This is a genomic window from Acidovorax sp. HDW3, from assembly GCF_011303755.1.
Taxonomy (GTDB): domain Bacteria; phylum Pseudomonadota; class Gammaproteobacteria; order Burkholderiales; family Burkholderiaceae_C; genus Paenacidovorax.
The window spans coordinates 427,218-451,071 of record NZ_CP049885.1 but is presented as its reverse complement, the minus strand read 5'-3'; the positions used below and the strand labels follow the sequence as shown (position 1 = coordinate 451,071).

Below are 23,854 nucleotides of genomic sequence, written 5' to 3'. Positions count from 1 at the left end.
AAAAACGCCAGGACACCGAAGCGTCCTGGCGTTGTGGCCTGGGGATTGTGCCCCCGAATGGGCGCGGTTTACTGCGCCGCAGCCCCCGGGTTGCGCAGGCGGATGTGCAGCTCGCGCAGCTGCTTTTCATCGACCGGGCTGGGGGCCATGGTCAGCAGGTCCTGGGCGCGCTGGGTCTTGGGGAAGGCGATCACGTCGCGGATGGATTCGGCGCCGGTCATCAGGGTGATGAGGCGATCCAGGCCAAACGCCAGGCCGCCGTGCGGGGGCGCGCCGTACTGCAGGGCGTCGAGCAGGTAGCCGAACTTGGCGCGCTGGTCTTCGGGCGTGATGTTGAGCGCAGCAAACACCTTGGCCTGCACGTCGGCGCGGTGGATACGCACCGAGCCGCCGCCCAGCTCCCAGCCGTTCAAGACCATGTCGTAGGCCTTGGCGATGCATTGGCCGGGGTCGGTGTCCATGAGGTCTTCGTGGCCGTCCTTCGGGGACGTGAAGGGGTGGTGCACGGCCACCCAGCGGTTGTCTTCCTCGTCGTGCTCGAACATGGGGAAGTCCACCACCCACAGCGGCGCCCAGCGGTTATCAAACAGGCCGTTTGCCTTACCAAATTCGCTGTGGCCGATCTTCAGGCGCAGCGCGCCCATGCTGTCGTTCACGATCTTGAGCTTGTCGGCACCGAAGAACAGGATGTCGCCGTCCTGCGCGCCGGTGCGCTGCAGGATTTTGGTCAGCGCGGCGTCGTGGATGTTCTTCACGATGGGCGATTGCAAACCGTCGCGCCCCTTGGCCACTTCGTTGACCTTGATCCAGGCCAGGCCCTTGGCGCCGTAGATTTTGACGAACTCGGTGTACTGGTCGATCTCGCCCCGGCTGATCTGCGCGCCGCCAGGCACGCGCAGTGCCACCACGCGCCCGCCCTTGGTGGTGGCGGGGGTGGAGAACACCTTGAAGTCCACATCGGCCATCACATCCGTCAACTCGGTGAATTCGAGCTTGACGCGCAGGTCGGGCTTGTCGGAGCCAAAGCGGTGCGCGGCCTCAGCGTAGGTCATGGTGGGGAACTCGCCCAGGTCCACGTTCAGCTGGGTTTGGAACACCTCTTTGATCATGCGCTGGAAGATGGCGCGGATTTCTTCCTCGTTCAGGAAGGAGGTCTCGCAGTCGATCTGCGTGAACTCGGGCTGGCGGTCGGCACGCAGGTCTTCGTCGCGGAAGCACTTGGTGATCTGGTAGTAGCGGTCGTAGCCGGCCACCATCAGCATTTGCTTGTAGAGCTGGGGCGACTGCGGCAGGGCGAAGAACTGGCCGTCGTGGACACGCGAGGGCACGAGGTAGTCACGCGCGCCTTCGGGCGTGCTCTTGCCGAGCATGGGGGTTTCGATGTCGATGAAACCTTCTTTGTCCAGGAAGTTGCGCACCTGGATGGCCGTCTTGTAGCGCAGCATCATGTTGCGCTGCATGGCCGGGCGGCGCAGGTCCATGACGCGGTGCGTCAGGCGCGTGGTTTCCGACAGGTTGTCGTCGTCCATCTGGAACGGGGGCGTGACGGAAGCGTTGAGTACCGTCAGTTCGTGGCACAGCACTTCGATCTGGCCGCTCTTGAGCTTGTCGTTGGTGGTGCCGGCGGGGCGGGCGCGCACCAGGCCCTTGACTTGCACGCAGAACTCGCCGCGCACGTCTTCGGCCACCTTGAACATCTCGGCGCGGTCGGGATCGCACACCACCTGCACATAGCCTTCGCGGTCGCGCAGGTCGATGAAGATCACACCGCCGTGATCGCGGCGGCGGTTCACCCAGCCGCACAGGGTGACGGTTTGGCCCATCAGGGCTTCGGTCACGAGACCGCAGTATTCAGAGCGCATGGCCATGGTGGATTCTTCCTGCGCCCTCGTGGGGCGCGATGTGGGTTAGCGGGAGTTGTGAAGCGCTGCAGGCTCAGGCGGCGCCACCACTCCCATGGAAACAATGTATTTGAGCGCGGCGTCCACGCTCATTTCGAGCTCAATGCAGTCGCTCTTGCGCAAAATCACAAAATACCCCCCGGTGGGGTTGGGCGTGGTCGGCACGTAAACGCTGACGTACTCGTCGCGTAAATAGGCTGCAACCTCGCCGCCGGGCTGGCCGGTGATGAAGGCCAGGGTCCACACGCCTTCGCGCGGCCACTGCACCAGCACCGCCGTGCGAAAGGCGTTGCCGTTTTCGGAAAACAGCGTGTCTGATACCTGCTTGACGCTGGAATAAATCGAGCGCACCACGGGAATGCGGCTGACCAAGCCGTCGCCCCAGGCCACGAGCTTGCGCCCGGCGAAATTGCTGGTCAGGGCGCCGGCGATGAGCAAGATCGCCAACGTCAGCAGCACGCCAAAGCCGGGCAGGTGAAAACCCAGCAGACGGTCGGGCTGCCAGGCCTCGGGCAGGATGGCCAGGGTTTGATCGAGGGTGCCGACGATCCAGTTGAGCACCCAGGCCGTAATCACGCCGGGCACGATCACCAGCAGGCCGGTAAACAACCATTTGCGCAGGGCAGCCATGGGCGGGCTCAGTCCTTGCTGGCGGCTGCCGCTGGGCAGGCGGCGCAGGCCGCTGGCGCCGCAGCCGGTGCGGCCTCGGGCGCAGGCGCTGCGGTGGGGCTGCTGGCAGCGGCATTACCGCCCCGAAAATCGGTCACATACCAGCCCGAACCCTTGAGCTGAAAGCCAGCGGCCGTCAGCTGCTTGGCAAACGCCTCGGCGCCGCAGGCGGGGCATTGGGTCAGGGGAGCGTCGGAGATTTTTTGCAGCACATCCTTGGCATGGCCACAGGCGCCGCATTTATACGCGTAGATAGGCATACTGCAGAAAAATGGTACTCAGCGGTACTCAGGCAGAAAAACTCTCGATTATAGATTCGCACCTGTTTTATGCAGGGCGCCGCTCAGCGCCCAGCCGGCGCCAGTGCCGGTGCACCCTCAGGGCGGTGCGCCACCCACTGCGGCAACAGCGACCCCAGCACCATCCCCACCAGCGCCGCCAGCAAGCCTGCGAGTTGCTGCGGAAAGACGGCGCTCCACGCCGGCGTGGCCATGAAGGCAATCCACACGCCAATCCCCAGGCCGGTAGCGCACAGCGCCCCCTGGGTGGTAGCACGCTTCCAGTACAGGCCAAACACCAGCGGCACGAAGGCGCCCACCAGCGGCACCTGGTAAGCGCCGGAAACCAGCTCAAAAATCGGCGTGCCTTCCATCTTGATGGAATACGCCAGCACCGCGATGGCAAACACGAACACGCTGATGCGCATGATGCGCAGGTTCTCCAGGTCGCCCACATAGCCGGTGCGGAACTGGCGCCAGATGTTCTCGGTAAACGTGACGCTGGGCGCCAGCAGCGTGGCCGAGGCGCAGGATTTGATGGCCGAGAGCAGCGCGCCGAAGAACAGCACCTGCATCATGACGGGCATACGCTCCATCACCAGGGTGGGCAGCACTTTTTGCGGGTCGTCGGCCAGCAGCGCCTGGGTCTGCTCGGGCATGATGAGCAGCGCGCTCGCCACCAGGAACATGGGCACGAAGGCAAACAGGATGTAGGCCGTGCCGCCGATGACGGTGCCGTGCGTGGCCGCGCGCTCGGTGTTGGCCGACATCACGCGCTGGAACACGTCCTGCTGCGGAATGGAGCCCAGCATCATGGTGATGGCGGCGGCGAAGAAGAAAACAATCTCGTGCCAGCTCGGCTCGGGCCAGAAGCGGAACATGTCGCGGCTCACAGCCAGGTCGATCACCTTGCCGGCGCCGCCGGCCATGTCGGCGGCAAAGAACGCCAGCACCACCAGGCCCAGCACCAGGATGATCATCTGGATGAAGTCCGTCACCGCCACCGACCACATGCCGCCCCACAGGGTGTAGATGAGGATGGAGCCGACGCCAATCGCCATGCCCCAGGGAATGGAAATGAGCCCGCCCGAGAGCAGGTTGAACACCAGCCCCAGCGCCGTCACCTGCGCCGACACCCAGCCCAGGTAGCTGAGCATGATGATGAGCGAGCAGATGACCTCGACGCTGCGGCCATAGCGCGCGCGGTAGTAGTCGCTGATGGTGAGAAGCGTCATGCGGTAGAGCTTGGCGGCAAAAAAAACGCCGACCAAGATCAAGCACATGCCGGCGCCAAACGGGTCTTCCACCACGGCATTGAGCCCCCCCTTGATGAACTTGGCGGGCACGCCGAGCACGATCTCGGAGCCGAACCAGGTGGCAAAGGTGGTGGTGATGATCATGTACATCGGCAGGTGGCGCCCGGCAATGGCAAAGTCGGCCGAGCTTTGCACGCGCCGCGCCGCCCACAGGCCGATGCCGATGGTGACAAACAGGTAGGCAATCACCATGAAGAGCAGCACGCTGGACTCCTAGGGCAAAAAACAAAAAGGGGATTAGAAAATACGGATGCGCACGTACAGCTGCATCACCAGCAGGCCCAGCACAAAGCCCATGCCACCGTACACCAGACTTTGCAGCAGGCGGTTGGTGCGCTCCTGAGTTTGTAGCAGCTCGCGCAGCAACTGCGGCGTTGGGCCCTGGTTTTGCTGCAAATGGCTGTGCAGCAGGCGCGGCAGCTCGGGCAGGAGCTTGGCGTAGTGCGGCGCCTGGTCGCGCAGCTCACGCAGCAGGCGCTGCGGGCCCATCTGGTCAAGCATCCACTTTTCCAGGAACGGCTTGGCCGTGCTCCACAAATCGAGTTCGGGGTCGAGCTGGCGCCCCAGGCCCTCGATGTTGAGCAGGGTTTTTTGCAGCAGCACGAGCTGCGGCTGGATCTCGACGTTGAAGCGGCGCGAGGTCTGGAACAGCCGCATCAACACCATGCCCAGCGATATTTCCTTGAGCGGGCGATCGAAGTAGGGCTCGCACACGGTGCGCACCGCCGCTTCGAGTTCGTTGACGCGCGTGCTCGCGGGCACCCAGCCGCTTTCAATGTGCAGCTCAGCCACGCGCTTGTAGTCGCGGCGAAAAAATGCCGTGAAGTTTTGCGCCAGATATTCTTTATCGACCTCGGTGAGCGAGCCGACGATGCCGAAGTCGAGCGAGATGTAGCGCCCGAACGTGGCCGCGTCCAGGCTGACCTGGATGTTGCCCGGGTGCATGTCGGCATGAAAAAAGCCGTCGCGGAACACCTGGGTGAAGAAAATCGTCACGCCGTCGCGCGCCAGCTTGGGGATATCGACCCCGGCCGCGCGCAGGCGCTCGACCTGGCTGATGGGCACGCCGTTCATGCGCTCCATCACCATCACGTCGGTGCGGCAAAAATCCCAAAAAATCTCGGGCACCAGCACCAGGTTCAGGCCATCCATGTTGCGCCGCAGCTGCGCTGCATTCGCCGCCTCGCACATCAGGTCGAGCTCGTCGTGCAGGTACATATCGAACTCGGCCACGACCTCGCGCGGCTTCAGGCGCTTGCCGTCGGCCGAAAGGCTCTCGACCCAGCCAGCCATCAGGCGCATGAGGGCCAGGTCTTTCTCGATCACCGGCAGCATGTTCGGGCGCAGCACCTTGACGGCCACCTCGCGCTCCACGCCCGCACGGTCGCGCAGGCGCGCAAAGTGCACCTGGGCAATCGAGGCGCTGGCCACCGGCTCGCGCTCGAAATGCGTGAACACCTGCGCCAGCGGCTTGCGGTAGGCGCGCTCGATGGTGGCGATGGCGATCTCTGGATCGAACGGCGGCACGCGGTCCTGCAACAGCGCCAGCTCGTCGGCAATGTCGGGCGGCATCAGGTCGCGCCGGGTGGAGAGCACCTGCCCGAACTTGACGAAGATCGGGCCCAGGCGCTCCAGCGCCTCGCGCAGGCGCTGGCCGCGCGGTGCTTCGAGCTTGCGCCCGACGGTGACGATGCGCGTCAGCAGGCGCAGCCAGGGGTGCTCGAAGCTCGACAGCACCAGCTCGTCGAGCCCATAACGCAGCACCACCCAGACGATGGTGGCGCCACGAAAAAAACGCGTCATGGCACCGTCCGCTCGGGCACGACAAGGGCCGCACCCGCCGCCTTGCCGGCCAGGGGCGCCACAAAACCGGCCAGCGCCTGCAGCACGCGCCGCGCGGTGGCGGCGATAAGGTGCGCTGGCGCGTCGCCCAGCAGGCGCGCCAGGTCTTCCTCGATGTCCCAGCGCACGTGGTCGGCCAGCCACTGGATCTCGCCGGCGAGCTGCACGTCGCCCTGAATGCGGATGGTGGGCTTGTCGCCGCGCAGCGCAGCCTGGGCCAGCGCCAGGGGCGAAGGTTCGGTGACCTCGATCTGCAGATCGGGCGCAGCGCCGTCGGCAGCCAGGTTGAACAGGCCCGCCGGGGTGATTTGCAGAGCCATGAAATACTGGCGCCACTGCACCCGCGCCACGCGCCCGCGCTGCGCCAGCAGGCGTGCCATGGCCTCGCGCTCTTGCATCAGCACATGGTTGAGCAGCAACACCACGCGCTGCTGCACCTCATGCACCATCCATTGCGGCGGTTGCGGCCCGGCGGCGACGCGCTCGAAAAGACCTTGCAGGAATGAAAAAGGGGACTGTGTTGCCATAGTCCCCGATTATCCCCAATCCACCAGGCTTGCAGCCCGCCAAGGGCTGCTTCGCCTAGGGTTGCTGCCTTATTGCAGGGCTTGCAGGCCCGCCACCAGCCAACCGCTGCTGCCGCTCTTGGGCTTGGTCATGTTCCAGACTTCACGGAACGGGCTCAGGCCGGCACCCTGTTCCTCGCGCATCATGCCGGAGAACTCGACGCTGGCCATGTAGTCGCTGCCCAGGTCTTCGATGCCCAGCAGCTGCGCCTCGATCACGTCCACGTGGGTATGGTTGGGCTCGCTGCCCCGGTGCTGCTCGCGGTCGGCGAGCTGGCTGCGCACCTCGGCCAGCATGTCGTCGGTCATCATCGAGCGCAGGGCATCCACGTCGGCGCGATCCCAGGCAGACTGCAGGGTGACGAAGTTGCGCTTGGCCGCTGCCAAGAAGCCGGCGGTATCGAAATCTGCCGGTACGCCCCAATTTTGCGAGCCTGCCAGGGCCGAGCCGATGACCACGCCGCCAGCGGCCGGACGCGCTGCCTCAAAGGACGCGCCCTGGCTCTCCCAAGGGCGTGCCGAGGCGTCGTTGCCAATTTTCTCGGGGTTGTACTGCGGCGCCACAGGGGCGTTGACCGGCACCGGCCCCACTCCCGCAGCTGCACCCTGAAAAGCAAAAGGCGCTGCCGCCGGCTGGGCCGATTTGGCCTTGCGCGCTCGCATCACCATACCGATCACGGCTACTGCGGCAAAAGCGAGCAAAGCGAACATCAACATATTGCCAAAGGCCTCACCCAAGCCCAGCGAATGGGCCAGCCAAGCCAGCCCCAGGCCAGCGGCCAGCCCCCCGAGCATGGCGCCCCACGGCTTCTTCGGTGCCGTCGCAGGGGCTGCTGCCGGCGTGGCCGGCTTGGCCGCAGCGTTTTGCGGTACGGCGTTTTGGGCCGGCGCAGCCGGCGCGGAGGGCGCCGCCTCGCGTTGCGTGACGTTGCTCGACTGTTTGCCCATGGACTTGCCGCCACCCAGGCGGCGGGCGTCGGCATCCACATGGGCCAGCGTCAGCAGGGCGACGAGAACCACAGACCACAGTTTTTTCATGTCTTGTTTCGCTTTCTATCGAGGAGCAGTTGGAAAAAAAAATCAGCACTTGATGCCCATATGCAAGGCCACAATGCCGCCGGTCATGTTGTGATAATCCACATGACCAAATCCATTGTTCTGCATCAGGGCTTTTAGTTCCTCCTGACCGGGGTGCATCCGGATGGATTCGGCCAAATAACGGTAACTGTCGGCATCGCCGGCCACGAACTGTCCCAGGCGCGGCAGGACGTTGAAGGAATACCAGTCGTAGGCTTTGGCCAGCGGCTGGGCAATTTTGGAAAATTCGAGCACCAGCAGGCGGCCACCGGGCCTGAGCACGCGGCACATCTCGGCCAGGGCCTGGTCTTTGTGCGTCATGTTGCGCAGGCCGAAGGCGACGCTCACGAGATCGAAATGGCCATCCGGGAAGGGCAGCTTTTCAGCGTCGCACACCAGGGTGGGCAGCACCACGCCCTTGTCGATCAGGCGGTCGCGCCCCACGCGCAGCATGGCTTCGTTGATGTCGGTATGCACCACGCGGCCGGTGGCGCCCACTTTTTTGGCAAAGGCCAGCGACAGGTCGCCCGTGCCGCCAGCGATGTCGAGCACCTGGTCGCCCTCGCGCAGGTTCGCCACCATGACGGTGTACGCCTTCCAGGCGCGGTGCAGGCCGGCCGACATGAAGTCGTTCATGACGTCGTACTTGGAGGCAACGGAGTCGAACACGCCGCGCACGCGGCGCGCCTTGTCTTGTTCTTCGACGGTTTCAAAACCGAAATGCGTGGTGCTCATAGGGAGGCAATCCTAGGGACGCGGGCGCCCGGCGTACAGCGACAACCCCGCACGGGCCTGGGGCATGTGTCGCAAAAATGAATGAAAACAGGCCGTAACGCTTATCCAGCAAGCGCTACAAGCTACCAAAATAATAGCATCAATGCCCGCCGCAGCCGCCCTTGTGGGCCTTGGGGCGCATGGGGGCATCGCGCTCTACGCCGGCGGCCTGCAGGCGGTCGAGGTAGCGCTGCCACAGCTGCACCTGGTCGCGCCCGAGCTCGTACAGGTAGGCCCAGGTGAAGATGCCGCTGTCGTGGCCGTCGGAGAACGTGGGCTGCACGGCGTAGTGGCCGACGGCGTCGAGCTGCACGATGGCGACCTCGCGCTTGCCGGTCTGCAGCACCTCCTGGCCCGGGCCGTGGCCCATGACCTCGGCCGAGGGCGAGTACACGCGCAGCAACTCGAACGGCAGGCGAAAGTGTGCGCCATCGTCGAACACGACTTCGAGCACGCGCGACTGCTCGTGCACCGTGATGGCCTGGGGAATGGGGGATTTGCTCATGACGCAGAAGGGACAAGGTTCGACAAACGCGCGCGCAGCAGGTCTTCAAGCGCGGGCAGGCGCGCCCTGACGGCCTGCTCGCGCTGCAGGTCGCGCGCACGCTGCGCCGGGGCCCACACGGGCGCGGGGAAGTGGCTGTCCCAGTCAAAACGGGCCACCACGTGCCAATGCAGGTGCGGCACCATATTGCCCAGCGCCGCCAGGTTGATCTTGGTGGGCGCGAGCTGCTCACGCAGCGCCTGCTCGACCACGGCCACGGCCTCCATGCAGTGCTGGCGCTCGGGCGGCGAGAGGTCGGAGAACTCGGCCGCATGGCCGTTCCAGACCACGCGGTAGAAGGCGGGAAAGCCTTTTTCGGCCTCCTCATCGGCGCGGATGACGCGCAGCTTGTCGCCGCGCCAGACCAGCGGGCCGCCGTCGGTGGTGCACAGGGGGCAGCTCGATGCGGTCACACCAGCACCCGCTCGATGCCGCCCGCGTTGGCGCGCGCCACGTATTCGGGCAGCCAGTTCTCGCCCAGGAGCTGCTTGGCCATCTCGATGACGATGTAGTCGGCTTCGAGCAGGCCGGTGGACAGGTCGTCCTGGTAGCGCGAGATGCCCTGCAGGCAGCTCGGGCAGCTGGTCAAAATTTTGACGTTGTCCTGCGCGCCGACGGCGCCGCTGGCGCGCAGCTGGGCCTCGCCCTTCCTGATTTCTTCGGTCTTGCGAAAGCGCACCTGGGTGGACACATCGGGGCGCGAGACGCCCAGCGTGCCCGATTCGCCGCAGCAGCGCTCGCTCTTGAGCACCTTGTCGCCCACCAGCGCGCGCACCGTCGCCATGGAGTCGCCCTGCTTCATGGGGTTGTGGCAGGGCTCGTGGTACAGGTAGCCGCCCTGGCCTGCCGGCAGCGTGATGCCCTTCTCCAGCAAAAATTCGTGGATATCGACGATGCGGCTGCCGGGGAAGATCTTGTCGAATTCATAGCCCTGCAGCTGGTCGTAGCAGGTGCCGCAGGAGACGACCACGGTCTTGATGTCCAGGTAGTTCAGCGTCGTTGCCACGCGGTGGAACAGCACGCGGTTGTCGGTGATCATCTTCTCGGCCTTGTCCTGCAGGCCGTTGCCGCGCTGCGGGTAGCCGCAGCACAGGTAGCCCGGCGGCAGCACGGTCTGCACGCCGGCGTGCCAGAGCATGGCCTGCGTCGCCAGGCCCACCTGTGAAAAAAGGCGCTCCGAGCCGCAGCCGGGGAAGTAGAACACCGCCTCGGAATCGCTGCTCGTTCCCGGGTCGCGGATGATGGGGACGTAGTCCTTGTTCTCGATGTCGAGCAGGGCGCGCGCCGTCTTCGTCGGCAGGCCGCCGGGCAGCTTTTTGTTGACGAAGTGGATCACCTGCTCTTTGATGGGCGCGGCGCCCACGGTGGCCGGCGGGCGCGCGGTTTGCGGTTTGCTCACGCTTTTGAGCACATCGACGGCCAGGCGCTGCGCCGGAAAGCCGACGTTGACCATGCCCGCGCGCAGCAGGTTGATGGTGCGCGGCTCGGTGCTGTTGAGCATGGCCATGGCCAGCTTGTTGCCGGCGCGCCAGCTCTTTTTGTCCATCTTCACCAGCAGGTTGCGCATGGCCATGGTGACGTCGCCGAAGTCGATCTTCACCGGGCAGGGGTTGTAGCACTTGTGGCACAGGGTGCAGTGGTCGGCCACGTCCTCGAATTCCTGCCAGTGGTGGCTGGAGATGCCGCGGCGCGTCTGCTCCTCGTACAAGAACGCCTCGGCCAGGAGCGAGGTGGCGAGGATTTTGTTGCGCGGGCTGTACAGCAGGTTGGCGCGCGGCACGTGGGTGGCGCACACCGGCTTGCACTTGCCACAGCGCAGGCAGTCCTTGACGCTGGCGACGATGCTGCCGATGTCGCTCTGCTGCATGATGAGCGACTCATAGCCCATCAGGCCAAAGCTGGGCGTGTAGGCGTTGGTGAGGTCGGCAAAGGGCAGCGAGCGGCGCACGTTTTTATGGGCCAAATCAGCCTCCAGCGCTTGCCCATCAAGCGCTACCAGCTCCTGATTTCGTAGCAACTTACCCCGGTTGAAGCGCCCCTGCGGATCGACCTTGCGCTTGTACTCGGCAAACGGCGCCAGCTCGGCGTCGGTCAAGAATTCCAGTTTGGTGATGCCGATGCCGTGCTCGCCGGAGATCACGCCGTCCAGGCTGCGGGCAAGAGCCATGATGCGCTCGACCGCGCCGTGCGCCGTCTGCAGCATCTCGTAGTCGTCGCTGTTGACGGGGATGTTGGTGTGCACGTTGCCATCACCCGCGTGCATGTGCAGCGCCACCCAGACGCGGCCCTTGAGCACCTTCTGGTGGATGGCGGCGGCTTCCTTCAGGATGGGCTCGTAGGCCACGCCGGCAAAAATTTCGGCCAGCGGCTTTTGCAGCTGCACTTTCCAGCTCGCGCGCAGGCTGTGGTCCTGCAGCTGCGGGAACAGTTCGGCCACGCCGTCGAGCCAGCCCTGCCAGAGTGCGCGCACCTCGGCCACCAGGGCCTGCGCCTGCGCCACGCGGTCGCCCAGCAGCTCGGCAGCGGAGATGCCCTGCGCGTCGTCAAACTTGCCCAGCGGCAGGTCGCCGCGCGCAAAGAACGCCGCCAGCGCGTCGCACAGCGCCAGCTTGTTGCGCAGCGAGAGTTCGATGTTGATGCGCTCGATGCCGTCGGTGTACTCGGCCATGCGCGGCAGCGGGATGACCACGTCTTCGTTGATCTTGAAGGCGTTGGTGTGCTTGGAGATCGCCGCCGTGCGCTTGCGGTCGAGCCAGAACTTCTTGCGTGCCTCGCTGCTCACGGCCGTAAAGCCTTCGCCCTCGCGCGAGTTGGCAATGCGCACCACCTCGGCGGTGGCGCGCGCCACGGCATCGGGGTCGTCGCCGGCAATGTCGCCGATCAGCACCATCTTGGGCAGGCGGCCTGCGCCCTTCTTGCTCTTGGTGGCGTAGCCCACGGCCTTGAGGTAGCGGTCGTCCAGGTGCTCCAGGCCCGCCAGCAAGACCCCCGAGCGCTTTTGCTCGGCGAACATGAAGTCCTTGATCTCGACGATGCTGGGCACGGCGAGCTTGGCCGAGCCAAAAAATTCCAGGCACACGGTGCGCGTGTGTGCGGGCATCCGGTGCACGATCCAGCGCGCACTGGTAATCAGGCCGTCCGTGCCCTCTTTTTGCACGCCGGGCAGGCCGGCGAGGAACTTGTCCGTCACGTCCTTGCCCAGGCCCTCCTTGCGGAAGGTCTTGCCGGGGATGTCCAGGCGCTCGGTGCGAATCAAGGTCTTGCCATCGGCCTCGAAGTACGCCAGCTCAAAGCTCGCCACCTCCACGTCGTGGATCTTGCCCAGGTTGTGGTTGATGCGCGTGACTTCGAGCCACTGGGCCTCGGGCGTCACCATGCGCCAGCTCGCCAGGTTGTCCAGCGCCGTGCCCCAGAGCACGGCCTTCTTGCCGCCGGCGTTCATGGCGATGTTGCCGCCAATGCACGAGGCCTCGATGGACGTGGGATCGACGGCAAACACGTAGCCGCCGCGCTCGGCCGCATCGGCCACGCGCTGCGTCACCACGCCGGCCTCGCTCCAGACCGTCGCCACCTCGTGGTCGAGGCCCGGCAGGCGGCGCATTTCCACCTCGCTCATGGCTTCGAGCTTTTCGGTGTTGATGACGGCGCTGCGCCAGGTGAGCGGTATGGCGCCGCCGGTGTAGCCGGTGCCGCCGCCGCGCGGGATGATGGTGAGTTCGAGCGCTATGCAGGTCTTGACGAGCGCGGCCATCTCGGCCTCGGTGTCGGGCGTGAGCACGACGAAGGGGAATTCCACGCGCCAGTCGGTGGCGTCGGTCACGTGCGAGACGCGGGACAGCCCGTCGAACTTGATGTTGTCGCGCGCCGTGTGCCGGCCCAGGCGCTTTTCCACGCTCTTGCGCAGGGCGGCGACTTCGACCAGGGTGGCGTCGAACTCGGCAATGGCGCGGTGGGCAGCGTCGAGCAGCAGGCCCACGCGGCGGTCGCGCTCGAGGTTTTCGTCGGGCGTGCGGCGCTTGTCGATCTCGCCCATGCGGTGGCGCATGGCGTCCACCAGCATCTTGCGCCGCGCGGGGGTGTGGATCAGGTCGTCCTGCAGGTAGGGGTTGCGCTGCACGGCCCAGATGTCGCCCAGCACCTCGTACAGCATCCGCGCCGAGCGGCCCGTGCGGCGCTCGCGGCGCAGCTGGTCGAGCACGGCCCAGGCGTCATGGCCGAGCAGGCGGATGACGATTTCCCGGTCGGAAAAGCTCGTGTAGTTGTACGGAATCTCGCGCAGGCGAACAGGCTCGGTGCCTGCGGCTTGCGGCAAGGCGGCCAGCTCAATCGGAACGTTCATGGGGTGCAACCTGGGAGGGGCGCACTGCGCCCCGGGGGCCTCGGGGGGGCAAATTTTAAGGGAGCAGGGGCCCGGCCTGCTCCCCCGGGGGCACTGCGGCTAGACCGGGCGGCCTAAAACAGCACCCGGCTGCGCAGCGTGGCGTCGATCTGCGCCAATTTTTCCAGCGCCGCCTCGGACGAAGCCGCATCCAGGTCGATCACCACGTAGCCCAGTTTTTCGTTCGTCTGCAGGTACTGCGCCGCAATGTTCACCCCCAGCTGCGCAAACACCTGGTTGATGGCCGAGAGCACGCCCGGCTGGTTGCGGTGCACGTGCAGGATGCGGTGCTTGCCCGGGTGCGCCGGCAGCGCCACTTCGGGGAAATTGACCGAGGTGGTGCTGGTGCCGTTGTCGCTGTACTTGACGAGTTTTTCTGCCACTTCCAGGCCGATGTTGGCCTGCGCCTCCTGCGTCGAGCCGCCGATGTGCGGCGTCAGGATGACGTTGTCGAGCCCGCGCAGCGGCGAGACGAATTCGTCCTTGTTGCTCTTGGGTTCGGCAGGGAACACGTCCACGGCCGCACCCAGCAGCTTGCCCGCCTTGAGGGCAGCGGCCAGCGGCTCGATCTCGACCACCGTGCCGCGCGAGGCGTTGATGAGGATGGCGCCGGGCTTCATCTGCGCGATCTCGGCGGCGCCGACCATCCACTGCGTGGACGGCAGCTCAGGCACGTGCAGACTGACGATGTCGCTCGCCGCCAGCAGCGCCGGCAGGCTGGCCGCCTGGCGCGCGTTGCCCAGCGGCAGCTTGTTGACCACGTCATGGAACAGCACCTGCATTCCCAGGCCCTCGGCCAGCACCGACAGCTGCGAGCCGATGGCGCCGTAGCCGACGATGCCCAGTGTCTTGCCGCGCGCCTCGAAGGCGTTGTCGGCGCTCTTGAGCCAGCCGCCCCGGTGCGCCGCCGCGTTGCGCGCCGGAATGCCGCGCAGCAGCAAGATGGCCTCGGCCAGCACCAGCTCGGCCACCGAGCGGGTGTTGGAGTACGGCGCGTTGAAGACGGCAATGCCCTTCTCGCGCGCGGCGTTCAAATCGACCTGGTTGGTGCCGATGCAAAAGCAACCAATCGCCACCAGCTTGTGCGCGTGCGCCAGCACCTCGGCCGTGAGCTGGGTGCGCGAGCGCACGCCAATGAAGTGCGCATCGGCGATCTTGCGCTGCAGCTCCTGGCCTTCGAGCGCGCCGGGCAGGGCCTCGATCTGCGTGTAACCCGCCGCGCGCAACACCTCTTGCGCGCTGGGGTGAATGCCTTCGAGCAGCAGAAAACGGATCTTGCTCTTGTCGAGCGAAGTCTTGTCGGGCATGGGCCATCCTTCAAAAAGCAACCGGGCAGGCAAGGATGCTGCATTGCACAAAACCTTAGCCAAAGCACCGCTATTGCCGCCGGGCATTGCGGTAAATACAGTCGCCACCCCGGTGCAATTGGTGACAATCGCCCCCCTGTGTACTGACGGGCGCGGGGCGAGCGGGGTTTTTCCCGGTTGTGACAAGCGCCGCGCCTGTGCGACAACGACACCGATTTGACACACAGCGCCCCTACCCTGGGCGCTTTTTGTGCCCCTACCCTCCACAGGAGTCTTTATGTCCTTCAAGCCCCTGGCCCTGGCCACCGCCCTGCTTGCCACCACCTTGAGCGCGCAAGCGCAAACCGAAATTCAGTGGTGGCATTCCATGACCGCCGTGAACAACGAGTGGGTCAGCGACCTGGCCCGGCAGTTCAACGACAGCCAGAAGGACTACAAGGTCACGCCGGTTTTCAAGGGCAACTACGACGAGTCCATGACCGCCGCCATCGCCGCCTTCCGCTCGGGCAACGCGCCGCACATCCTGCAGGTGTTTGAAGTGGGTACCGCCACCATGATGGCCAGCAAGGGCGCCACCGTGCCGGTGGGCAAGGTGATGAAGGACGCCGGCGCCGACTTCAACCCCGCCGGCTACATTCCCGCCGTCGCCACCTACTACACCGCGCCCGACGGCCAGATGCTGAGCTTCCCGTTCAACAGCTCGACCACGGTGTTTTATTACAACAAAGACGCCTTCAAGAAGGCCGGCCTGAACGCCGACAAGGCGCCCACCACCTGGCCCGAGGTCTTCGAGGCCACCAAAAAGCTCAAGGCCAGCGGCCACAGCTGCCCGATGACGCTGGCCTGGCAGGGCTGGACGCAGCTCGAATCCTTCTCGGCCTGGCACAACGTGGAATTTGCCACGCACAAGAACGGCCTGGCCGCCGACGGCTACAAGGCGCGCCTGAAGATCAACTCGCCGCTGCACGTGCGCCACATCGACAACCTGGCGCAGGCGGCCAAGAGCGGCGAGTTCGTCTACAAGGGCCGGGGCTCGAACCCCAACGCCGCCTTCGTCTCGGGCGAATGCGCCATGATCCAGGCGTCGTCCGGCTCCTACGGTGACTTTGCGAAAAATGCCAAATTCAGCTTCGGCATCGCCCCCCTGCCCTACTACCCCGACGTCAAGGGTGCGCCGCAGAACACCGTCATCGGCGGCGCCTCGCTGTGGGTCATGGCCGGCAAGAAGCCCGAGGAATACAAGGCCGTGGCCAAGTTCTTCGAGTTCCTGTCGCAGTCCAAGGTGCAAGCGGCCAGCCACCAGCGCACCGGCTACCTGCCCGTCACCATGGCCGCGTTCGACCTGACGGAAAAATCGGGCTTCTACCAAAAGAACCCGGGCACCGACGTCGCCGTGAACCAGATGATCCGCAAGGTCACCGACAACTCGCGCGGCATCCGCCTGGGCAACTACGTGCAGATCCGCACCATCGAGGACGAGGAGCTGGAGCAAGTCTGGGCCGGCAAGAAGACCGGCCAGCAGGCCCTGGACAGCATCGTCAGCCGGGGCGATGAGCTGCTGGCGCGTTTCGAGAAGTCGTACAAGAAGTAAACCTGCGGCCAAAGCCGCCACCCCGGCGCCGGGGTGGCGGCTTTTTCCGTTTGCGAGCCCCTATGGAAAAACGTGTTCTCTTTCGCTCTGCCTGGCTGCCCTGGGTGCTGATTGCGCCGCAGCTGGCGATCATCGCCGTGTTCTTTTTCTGGCCCGCCGGCCAGGCCGTGCTGCAATCGTTCCAGATGGAAGATGCCTTCGGCCTGAGCCGCGAGTGGGTGGGGCTGGAGAACTTCCGCCAGCTCTGGGACAACCCGGACTACCTCGGCGCCTTCGAGCGCACCGCCCTGTTCTCGGTGCTGGTGGCGGGCAGCGGCATCGCCATATCGCTGGTGCTGGCGATTTTTGCCGACCGCATCGTGCGCTTTGCCATGATCTACAAAACGCTGCTCATCGTGCCCTACGCCGTGGCACCGGTGATTGCCGGCGTGCTCTGGGTGTTTTTGTTCTCGCCCTCGATCGGCGTCGCCACCTACTACCTGGGGCGCCTGGGCATCACCTGGAACCACCTCATGAACGAGAACCAGGCCATGGCGCTGATCGTCATCGCCTCGGTGTGGAAGCAGATTTCGTACAACTTCCTGTTCTTCCTCGCCGGCCTGCAGTCGATTCCGAAGGCGCTGATCGAGGCCGCCTCCATCGACGGCGCCGGCCCCTGGCGGCGCTTCTGGAACATCCAGCTGCCGCTCCTGTCGCCCACCACCTTCTTCCTGCTGGTGATCAACATCGTTTACGCCTTCTTCGACACCTTCGGCATCATCGACGCCGCCACCCAGGGCGGCCCCGGGCAATCGACCTCCATCCTGGTCTACAAGGTGTACCTCGATGGCTTTAAAGCACTGGACCTGGGCGGCTCGGCCGCGCAGTCGGTGGTGCTGATGGCCATCGTCGTCGTGCTCACCGTGGTGCAGTTCCGCTACGTCGAAAAGAAAGTGCAGTACTGACATGGTTGACCGCAATCCCTGGCTGACCTTCCTCTCCCACGCCGTGCTGGTACTGGGCGTTGCCATCGTCGCCTTTCCGCTCTACCTGGCGCTCGTCGCCTCCACGCACACGGCCGAAGCCATCGTGCAGTCGCCCATGCCGCTGCTGCCCGGCAGCCATCTGTGGGAGAACTACCGCGACGCCCTCGTGGGCTCGGGCAAGCTCGGCTCCACCACCAACGTGGTGCACATGATGTGGGTGAGCTTCGTCGTCGCCATGACGATCACGCTGGGCAAAATCGCCATCTCGCTGCTGTCGGCGTTCGCCATCGTCTACTTCCGCTTCCCGTTCAAGATGATCTGCTTCTGGGCCATCTTCCTGACGCTGATGCTGCCGGTGGAGGTGCGCATCCTGCCGACCTACAAGGTGGTGGCCGACCTGGGGCTCTTGAACAGCTACGCCGGCCTGTCGCTGCCGCTCATCGCCTCGGCCACGGCCACGTTTTTGTTCCGCCAGTTCTTCCTCACCGTGCCCGACGAGCTGGTGGAGGCTGCGCGCATCGACGGCGCCGGGCCCATGCGCTTTTTCATCGACATCCTGGTGCCGCTGTCGCGCACCTCGATCGCGGCGCTGTTCGTGATCCAGTTCATCTACGGCTGGAACCAGTACCTGTGGCCGCTCCTGATGACCACCAGCGAGGACATGTACCCCGTGGTCATCGGCATCAAGCGGATGCTCGCCGGTGGCGAGGCCGCCGTGGACTGGAACATCGTCATGGCCACCGCCGTGCTCGCCATGCTGCCGCCCACCCTGGTGGTGATGCTGATGCAGAAGTGGTTCGTCAAGGGCCTGGTGGACACCGAAAAATAAACAAAATCCGGCTGCAGGGCTTATCCATCAAGCGTCTGCAGCTATCAAAATCATTGCAATCATGGCATCCATCTCCCTCAAGAACATCGTCAAGCGCTATGGGCACGGCAAGTCCGCCGTGCCCGTCATCCACGGCGTCAACGCCGAGATCAAGGATGGCGAGTTCATCGTCCTCGTCGGGCCCTCTGGCTGCGGCAAATCGACGCTCTTGCGCATGATCGCCGGGCTCGAAGAGATCACCGGCGGCGAGCTGCGCATTGGCGACCAGCGCGTCAACGACCTGGAGCCGGCCAAGCGCAACATCGCCATGGTGTTCCAGAACTACGCGCTCTACCCGCACATGAGCAACTACGAGAACATGGCCTACGGCCTGAAGCTCGCCAAGGTGCCCAAGGACGAGATCGCGCGCCGCGTGGACAAGGCCGCCGAAATCTTGCAGCTGTCGCACCTGCTCGAGCGCAAGCCGCGCGAGCTCTCGGGCGGGCAGCGCCAGCGCGTGGCCATGGGCCGCGCCATCGTGCGCCAGCCGCAGGTATTCCTGTTCGACGAGCCGCTGTCGAACCTGGACGCCAAGCTGCGCGGCCAGACGCGCATCCAGATCCAGAAGCTGCACGCCGAGCTCGGCATCACCAGCCTGTTCGTCACGCACGACCAGGTCGAGGCCATGACGCTGGCGCAGCGCATGATCGTCATGAACGGCGGCAACGTCGAGCAGTTCGGCACGCCCGAGGAGGTGTACCACGCACCCGCCAGCACCTTCGTCGCCGGCTTCATCGGCTCGCCGCCCATGAACCTGCTGAAAAACGCCCCGGGCGGCCAGGCCGGGCGCATTCTGGGCATTCGCCCCGAGCACCTCGATCTGGTCAGCAGCGGCGGCTGGGAGTTCAAGATTGAAACCGTGGAGCTGCTGGGCGCCGAACGCCTGCTCTACGGCAAGGTCGGCGCCGACGACGTCACGCTGCGCCTGGAAGAGGGCCTGCCCTACCCCCACCCCGGCGAGACGGCGCGCATCGCCCCGCGCGCCGATCGTCTGCACTGGTTTGACGCCACCACCGGCCACAGGATCAACGCATGAGCACCACCACCCTCCCCCCCTGGCCCTACCCGCGCTGGATCGCCCACCGGGGCGCGGGCAAGCTCGCGCCCGAAAACACCCTGGCGGCCTTCCGCCTGGGGGCGCAGCACGGCTGGCGCATGTTCGAGTGCGACGCCAAGCTCTCGGCCGACGGTGTGCTCTTCTTGCTGCACGACGCCACCCTGGAGCGCACCAGCAACGGCCAGGGCGCGGCAGCCGGCCTGACCCTGGGGCAGCTGGCGCAGCTCGACGCCGGCAGCTGGCATTCGCGCGCCTACGCCGGCGAGGGCCTGCCCACGCTCGAAGCGCTGGCGCGCTTTTGCCTGGCCAACGGCTACCAGCTCAACGTCGAGATCAAACCCAACCCCGGCCAGGAAGAGGCCACGGGCCGCGCTGTGGGCGAGCTGCTGGCGCGCATCTGGCCAGCGAGCGCCACGGCGCCGCTGCTGTCCTCGTTCAAAAGCGCCGCCCTGGCCGGTGCGCGCGCCACCGCGCCGCAGCTGCCGCGCGCCCTGCTGGTCGATCAATGGGCGCCGGCCGACGCCGACCTGCACAGCGCCCAGCAACTGGGCTGCCAGGCCATGGTGCTCAACCACGCGCTGTGGGATGCGCCCCGAGTCGCCCTGGTGCACGGCGCCGGCCTGCGCTGCCTGAGCTACACCGTGAACGACGAATGGGCTGCCGAGCGCCTGCTCGATCTGGGCACCGACGGCATCATCACCGACCGGGTCGATCTGTTCAGCCCGGCGGCATAAGCCCAGCTAGCCGCGCCGCATCAGCGCCTGGGCGCTGGCCATGGCCAGCACCAGCGCGCCGTAGGTCAGCATCTTGCCGTCGCGCCCCAGCACCCACAGGCCTGCCCCAAGCACGGTGCAACCCACTACAGTATTGATAGCTGCTTGCGCCCACCAGGCAAGCCCTGCAGCCGGTTTTGGCCCCAAAAAGCGGGCCACCAACGTGAGCCACAGCGCCAACCCCAGGGCCGGGGCAGCAAAATTGAACAGGTGGTTGAGCAGGGTGGGCAGGTCCACGGGCGTGACGTACATCAAGATTTGTGCAGCGCCGCAATCCCGCAGTGCGGCACTGGACGCCGCGCAATTTTATAATCCGCGCCCATGGCAGTCTGGGCCTTAGGCATCAACCACAAAACCGCGCCGCTCGATCTGCGCGGCCGCTTTGCGTTTGCGCTCGACCAGATCGCGCCCACGCTGCAGGGCCTGCGCCAGACGCTGACCGAGCGCACCCAGCACCCGCAGGTGGAAACCGCCATCATCTCCACCTGCAACCGCACCGAGATTTACTGCGCCGCCGCCCAGCCGGCGCTGGAGCACACCCTGGGCTGGCTGGCCGAGACCGGCGGCGTGCAGGCCAACGTGCTGCGCTCGCACTCCTACACCCTGCAAGACGGCCTGGTGGCGCGCCACGCCTTTCGCGTCGCCAGCGGGCTCGATTCCATGGTGCTGGGCGAGGCGCAAATCCTCGGCCAGATGAAGGACGCGGTGCGCGCCGCCGAAGGCGCGGGCGCCCTGGGCAGCACGCTCAACCAGCTCTTTCAGCGCAGCTTTGCCGTTGCCAAGGAGGTGCGCACCAGCACCGACATCGGCGCGCACAGCATCAGCATGGCCGCCGCCGCCGTGCGCCTGGCGGGGCAGTTGTTCGAGGATTTGGGCGAAATCCGCGTGCTGTTCGTCGGCGCGGGCGAGATGATCGAGCTGTGCACCACGCACTTTGCCGCCAAGAGCCCCAAGCACATCACCATTGCCAACCGCACCCTCGAGCGCGGCGAGAAGCTGGCCGCGCGCTTTGGCGCCGAGGTCATGCGCCTGGCCGACCTGCCCGAGCACCTGCACGAGTACGACGCCGTCATCAGCTGCACCGCCAGCAGCCTGCCCATCATCGGCCTGGGCGCAGTCGAGCGCGCGCTGAAGAAGCGCCGCCACCGCCCCATGTTCATGGTCGATCTGGCCGTGCCGCGCGACATCGAGCCCGAGGTCAAGCAGCTCGAAGACGTGTACCTGTACACCGTGGACGACCTCGCCAGCGTGGTGCAAAAAGCGCACGCCAACCGCCAGGCGGCCGTGGCGCAGGCCGAGGCCATCATCGACGCCGGCGTGCAAAGCTTCGTCCACTGGATGGAGCTGCGCAGCCCCGCCGCCCAGCAGGGCGCGGTGGTGCCGCTGATCCAGCAGCTCAACGCCCAGACCGAGCAGTGGCGCACGCTGGAAATCGCCCGCGCCAAAAAACTGCTGGCCAAGGGCGAGGACATCGACACCGTGCTCGACGCCCTGGCCCGGGGCCTGACGCAAAAAATGCTGCACGGCCCCCTGGCCGAACTGCGCGCGGGCGACGCCCAGGCGCGCCAGCAAACGGCGCAGACCGTCTCGCGCCTGTTCCTGCGCTCGCAAAGCAAGAGCGGGCTCTAGCGCCGCTGCCGTGCGCCCGCCTTGCGCTTGCTAGGCATTTTTAAGCATTTTTGGCCTCTAGCCCTTGCCTGGCAAGCGCAACCAGCTACGAAAAAAGTAGCAAAAACAACCCCACCCCATGAAACCCTTTCTCAGAAGCCAGTTGGAGCGTTACGCCCAGCGCCTGCAAGAGCTCGATTTCTTGCTCTCGCGCGAAGACATCATGGCCGACATGGCGCAGTACCGCGCCATCTCCAAGGAGCACGCCGAAGTCACCCAGGTGGCCGGCCGCTACGCCCGCTACCAGCAGCGCGAGGCCGACCTGGCCGCCGCGCAGGAGCTGCTGGCCGACGCGGACATGGCCGAGATGGCGCAAGAAGAAATCAGCGCCGCCGAGGCTGAACTCACGCAGCTCGAAGACGAGCTGCAGCGCCTCTTGCTGCCCAAGGACCCCGATGATGCGCGCCCGGCCTTCGTCGAAATCCGCGCCGGCACGGGCGGCGACGAATCGGCCCTGTTCGCCGCCGACCTGGCGCGCATGTACACGCGCTACGCCGCCAACGCCGGCTGGAGGGTCGAAATCATGAGCGCCAACGAAAGCGAGCTTGGCGGCTACAAGGAAGTGGTGCTGCGCGTGGACGGCGAGCAGGTGTACGGCGCGCTGCGCTTTGAATCGGGCGGCCACCGCGTGCAGCGCGTGCCCGCGACCGAGACGCAGGGCCGCATCCACACCAGCGCCTGCACCGTGGCGGTGATGCCCGAGCCCGACGCGGCCCAGGCGATCACGCTCAACCCCGCCGACCTGCGCATCGACACCTTCCGCGCCAGCGGCGCGGGCGGCCAGCACATCAACAAAACCGACTCCGCCGTGCGCGTGGTACACCTCCCGACGGGCATCGTCGCCGAATGCCAGGACGGGCGCAGCCAGCACAGCAACAAGGCCAAGGCGCTGCAGGTGCTGCAGGCGCGCATCCAGGAAAAGGAACGCAGCGAACGCGCCGCCAAAGAGGCCGCGCTGCGCAAAGGCTTGATCGGCAGCGGCGACCGCAGCGACCGCATCCGCACCTACAACTTCCCGCAGGGGCGGCTCACCGACCACCGCATCAACCTGACGCTGTACAAGCTGCTGGCGGTGATGGAAGGCGATTTGGGCGACGTGCTCACCGCCTTGCAACACGCCCGCGAAGCCGAGCTGCTGGCCGAGCTGGAAACCTCGGTTTAAGCCCATGGTGATCTGCCCCAGATATTGGCCACCATCCGTTCGGGCTGAGCTTGTCGAAGCCAGGGCGTGATGTGCGAACCGCCCTTCGACCCTTCGGCAAGCTCAGGACAGGCCAAGCTCAGGGCGAACGGGGTTTGTCTGAGGAAGGTCGCCAATCAGGCCAAATCGCCCTCCAAGGCTTACCAGTCAAGCGCAAACAGCTATTAAAACCATAGTGACTATTTCCCTGCACCATGCCCTGCGCCAGGCCCAGCAAACGGGCCTGGCACGCATCGACGCGCAGATGCTGCTGCTGCACACCCTCGGGCGCAGCGCGCACGACCGCGCCTGGCTGCTGGCGCACGACCAGGACGCCATCGCCCCCGAGGCGCTGGCGCAGTTCCAGGCCCTGTGCCAGCGCCGCGCTGCGGGCGAGCCCGTGGCCTACCTGCTGGGCCACAAAGCCTTCTACGGCCTGGAGCTGGCCGTCGATGCGCGCGTGCTCGACCCCCGGCCCGACACCGAGGCCCTGGTCGATTGGGCGCTGCAGGTGCTGCAGCACTGCAGCGCCCCGCGCATCGTCGATCTGGGCACCGGCAGCGGCGCCATCGCCCTGGCGCTGCAAAGCCAGCGCCAGGACGCCCAGGTGCTGGCCGTGGACGCCAGCAGCGCCGCCCTGCAAGTGGCCCGCACCAACGCCCAGCGGCTGCGCCTGCCGGTGCAGTTTGCCCAGGGCGACTGGCTGGCGGGCCTGGCGGGGCCGTTTGACGCCATCGTCAGCAACCCGCCCTACATCGCCGCGCACGACCCGCACCTGGCCGCGCTCACGCACGAGCCGCTGTCGGCCCTGGCCAGCGGCGCTGATGGGCTGGACGACATCCGCCGCATCATCGCCGCCGCGCCCGCACTGCTCGCCCCGGGCGGCTGGCTGCTGCTCGAACACGGCTGGGACCAGGCAGACGCCGTGCAAGCCCTGCTGCGCGAGTCCGGCCTGCAGCAGGTGCAGGGCCGCTGCGATTTGGCCGGCACCGTGCGCTGCAGCGGCGCGCAAAGCCCTGGCGCGCAAAAGATGCACCAACAATGAAATAATTACGCCCCAACGCCGCAACCCCTTTTTTCTTTTTCAACCCAGCGGCCCG

At 65.9% G+C, this 23,854-nt stretch carries 21 protein-coding genes and 1 pseudogene; 9 read left to right on the top strand and 13 right to left on the bottom strand.

The features are described from left to right. Positions 1 to 68: 68 nt before the first annotated feature. The 12 genes from aspS to serA form a co-directional block, all read right to left on the bottom strand. Complete coding sequence (gene aspS, locus G7045_RS01995; protein WP_166156590.1) at positions 69 to 1,868, bottom strand: aspartate--tRNA ligase; 1,800 nt, start codon at positions 1,866 to 1,868, stop codon at positions 69 to 71. A 39-nt stretch (positions 1,869 to 1,907) separates the two neighbouring features. Further along, a complete protein-coding gene (locus G7045_RS01990; protein WP_166156588.1) occupies positions 1,908 to 2,531 on the bottom strand; it encodes a DUF502 domain-containing protein in 624 nt (207 codons plus the stop codon). Positions 2,532 to 2,539: 8 nt separating this feature from the next. Then, positions 2,540 to 2,830 (bottom strand): FmdB family zinc ribbon protein, encoded by a 291-nt coding sequence (locus G7045_RS01985; RefSeq protein ID WP_166156585.1) that lies wholly within the window; start codon positions 2,828 to 2,830, stop codon positions 2,540 to 2,542. 83 nt (positions 2,831 to 2,913) lie between these two features. Next, positions 2,914 to 4,368: a sodium:solute symporter family protein gene (locus tag G7045_RS01980; RefSeq protein WP_166156582.1), complete on the bottom strand. Its 1,455-nt coding sequence runs from the start codon at positions 4,366 to 4,368 to the stop codon at positions 2,914 to 2,916. Positions 4,369 to 4,401: 33 nt separating this feature from the next. Next, a complete protein-coding gene (ubiB, locus tag G7045_RS01975; protein ID WP_166156579.1) occupies positions 4,402 to 5,967 on the bottom strand; it encodes a ubiquinone biosynthesis regulatory protein kinase UbiB in 1,566 nt (521 codons plus the stop codon). After that, on the bottom strand, positions 5,964 to 6,533 hold the full coding sequence (locus G7045_RS01970) for a hypothetical protein (protein WP_166156576.1): 570 nt from the start codon (positions 6,531 to 6,533) through the stop codon (positions 5,964 to 5,966). The genes ubiB and G7045_RS01970 overlap by 4 nt, the downstream gene beginning before the upstream one ends. 69 nt (positions 6,534 to 6,602) lie before the next feature. Further along, positions 6,603 to 7,610, bottom strand: a complete 1,008-nt coding sequence (locus G7045_RS01965; RefSeq protein WP_166156573.1) for a Tim44 domain-containing protein — start codon at positions 7,608 to 7,610, stop codon at positions 6,603 to 6,605. A 42-nt stretch (positions 7,611 to 7,652) separates the two neighbouring features. After that, on the bottom strand, positions 7,653 to 8,384 hold the full coding sequence (gene ubiE, locus G7045_RS01960; RefSeq protein ID WP_166156570.1) for a bifunctional demethylmenaquinone methyltransferase/2-methoxy-6-polyprenyl-1,4-benzoquinol methylase UbiE: 732 nt from the start codon (positions 8,382 to 8,384) through the stop codon (positions 7,653 to 7,655). 139 nt (positions 8,385 to 8,523) lie between these two features. Further along, on the bottom strand, positions 8,524 to 8,928 hold the full coding sequence (locus tag G7045_RS01955; protein ID WP_166156567.1) for a gamma-butyrobetaine hydroxylase-like domain-containing protein: 405 nt from the start codon (positions 8,926 to 8,928) through the stop codon (positions 8,524 to 8,526). After that, positions 8,925 to 9,380 (bottom strand): HIT family protein, encoded by a 456-nt coding sequence (locus tag G7045_RS01950; RefSeq protein ID WP_166156564.1) that lies wholly within the window; start codon positions 9,378 to 9,380, stop codon positions 8,925 to 8,927. The genes G7045_RS01955 and G7045_RS01950 overlap by 4 nt, the downstream gene beginning before the upstream one ends. After that, a complete protein-coding gene (locus tag G7045_RS01945; protein WP_166156561.1) occupies positions 9,377 to 13,306 on the bottom strand; it encodes an FAD/FMN-binding oxidoreductase in 3,930 nt (1,309 codons plus the stop codon). The genes G7045_RS01950 and G7045_RS01945 overlap by 4 nt, the downstream gene beginning before the upstream one ends. A 113-nt stretch (positions 13,307 to 13,419) precedes the next feature. Beyond that, the gene (serA, locus tag G7045_RS01940; RefSeq protein ID WP_166156558.1) at positions 13,420 to 14,652 is read right to left on the bottom strand and encodes a phosphoglycerate dehydrogenase; all 1,233 of its coding nucleotides are present in this window, start codon (positions 14,650 to 14,652) and stop codon (positions 13,420 to 13,422) included. Between the two features lie 277 nt (positions 14,653 to 14,929). Here serA and ugpB point away from each other — a divergent pair, with 277 nt between their 5' ends. The 5 genes from ugpB to ugpQ all read left to right on the top strand — a co-directional run bounded on the left by ugpB (position 14,930) and on the right by ugpQ (position 19,867). Next, the gene (gene ugpB, locus G7045_RS01935; protein WP_166156555.1) at positions 14,930 to 16,243 is read left to right on the top strand and encodes a sn-glycerol-3-phosphate ABC transporter substrate-binding protein UgpB; all 1,314 of its coding nucleotides are present in this window, start codon (positions 14,930 to 14,932) and stop codon (positions 16,241 to 16,243) included. 62 nt (positions 16,244 to 16,305) lie between these two features. Continuing rightward, positions 16,306 to 17,187: a sn-glycerol-3-phosphate ABC transporter permease UgpA gene (ugpA, locus tag G7045_RS01930; RefSeq protein ID WP_166156552.1), complete on the top strand. Its 882-nt coding sequence runs from the start codon at positions 16,306 to 16,308 to the stop codon at positions 17,185 to 17,187. Position 17,188: 1 nt separating this feature from the next. After that, a complete protein-coding gene (gene ugpE, locus G7045_RS01925; protein ID WP_166156549.1) occupies positions 17,189 to 18,037 on the top strand; it encodes a sn-glycerol-3-phosphate ABC transporter permease UgpE in 849 nt (282 codons plus the stop codon). A gap of 61 nt (positions 18,038 to 18,098) precedes the next feature. Continuing rightward, entirely contained in the window at positions 18,099 to 19,112 is a 1,014-nt protein-coding gene (locus G7045_RS01920) for an ABC transporter ATP-binding protein (RefSeq protein ID WP_166156546.1), read from the top strand. After that, positions 19,109 to 19,867, top strand: coding sequence for a glycerophosphodiester phosphodiesterase (ugpQ, locus tag G7045_RS01915; protein WP_166156543.1), 759 nt, complete (start codon positions 19,109 to 19,111; stop codon positions 19,865 to 19,867). The genes G7045_RS01920 and ugpQ overlap by 4 nt, the downstream gene beginning before the upstream one ends. A gap of 6 nt (positions 19,868 to 19,873) precedes the next feature. Here the strand turns inward: ugpQ and G7045_RS01910 are convergent, their stop codons facing one another. Further along, a complete protein-coding gene (locus G7045_RS01910; protein WP_166156540.1) occupies positions 19,874 to 20,158 on the bottom strand; it encodes a hypothetical protein in 285 nt (94 codons plus the stop codon). Between the two features lie 69 nt (positions 20,159 to 20,227). On the opposite strand from G7045_RS01910, the gene hemA reads away from it, so the two are divergent. The 4 genes and pseudogenes from hemA to prmC all read left to right on the top strand — a co-directional run bounded on the left by hemA (position 20,228) and on the right by prmC (position 23,799). After that, positions 20,228 to 21,535 carry a glutamyl-tRNA reductase gene (hemA, locus tag G7045_RS01905; RefSeq protein WP_166156537.1) on the top strand — a complete coding sequence of 436 codons (1,308 nt, stop codon included), beginning with the start codon at positions 20,228 to 20,230 and terminating at the stop codon, positions 21,533 to 21,535. A gap of 47 nt (positions 21,536 to 21,582) precedes the next feature. Continuing rightward, positions 21,583 to 21,657, top strand: a pseudogene (locus tag G7045_RS14870) (DUF1010 domain-containing protein); the annotation flags it as partial. Then, positions 21,654 to 22,736 (top strand): peptide chain release factor 1, encoded by a 1,083-nt coding sequence (gene prfA / locus G7045_RS01900; protein WP_166156534.1) that lies wholly within the window; start codon positions 21,654 to 21,656, stop codon positions 22,734 to 22,736. The pseudogene G7045_RS14870 and the gene prfA, both read left to right, overlap by 4 nt. A 214-nt stretch (positions 22,737 to 22,950) precedes the next feature. After that, the gene (gene prmC / locus G7045_RS01895; RefSeq protein ID WP_370521688.1) at positions 22,951 to 23,799 is read left to right on the top strand and encodes a peptide chain release factor N(5)-glutamine methyltransferase; all 849 of its coding nucleotides are present in this window, start codon (positions 22,951 to 22,953) and stop codon (positions 23,797 to 23,799) included. The last annotated feature ends 55 nt before the right edge of the window (positions 23,800 to 23,854 follow it).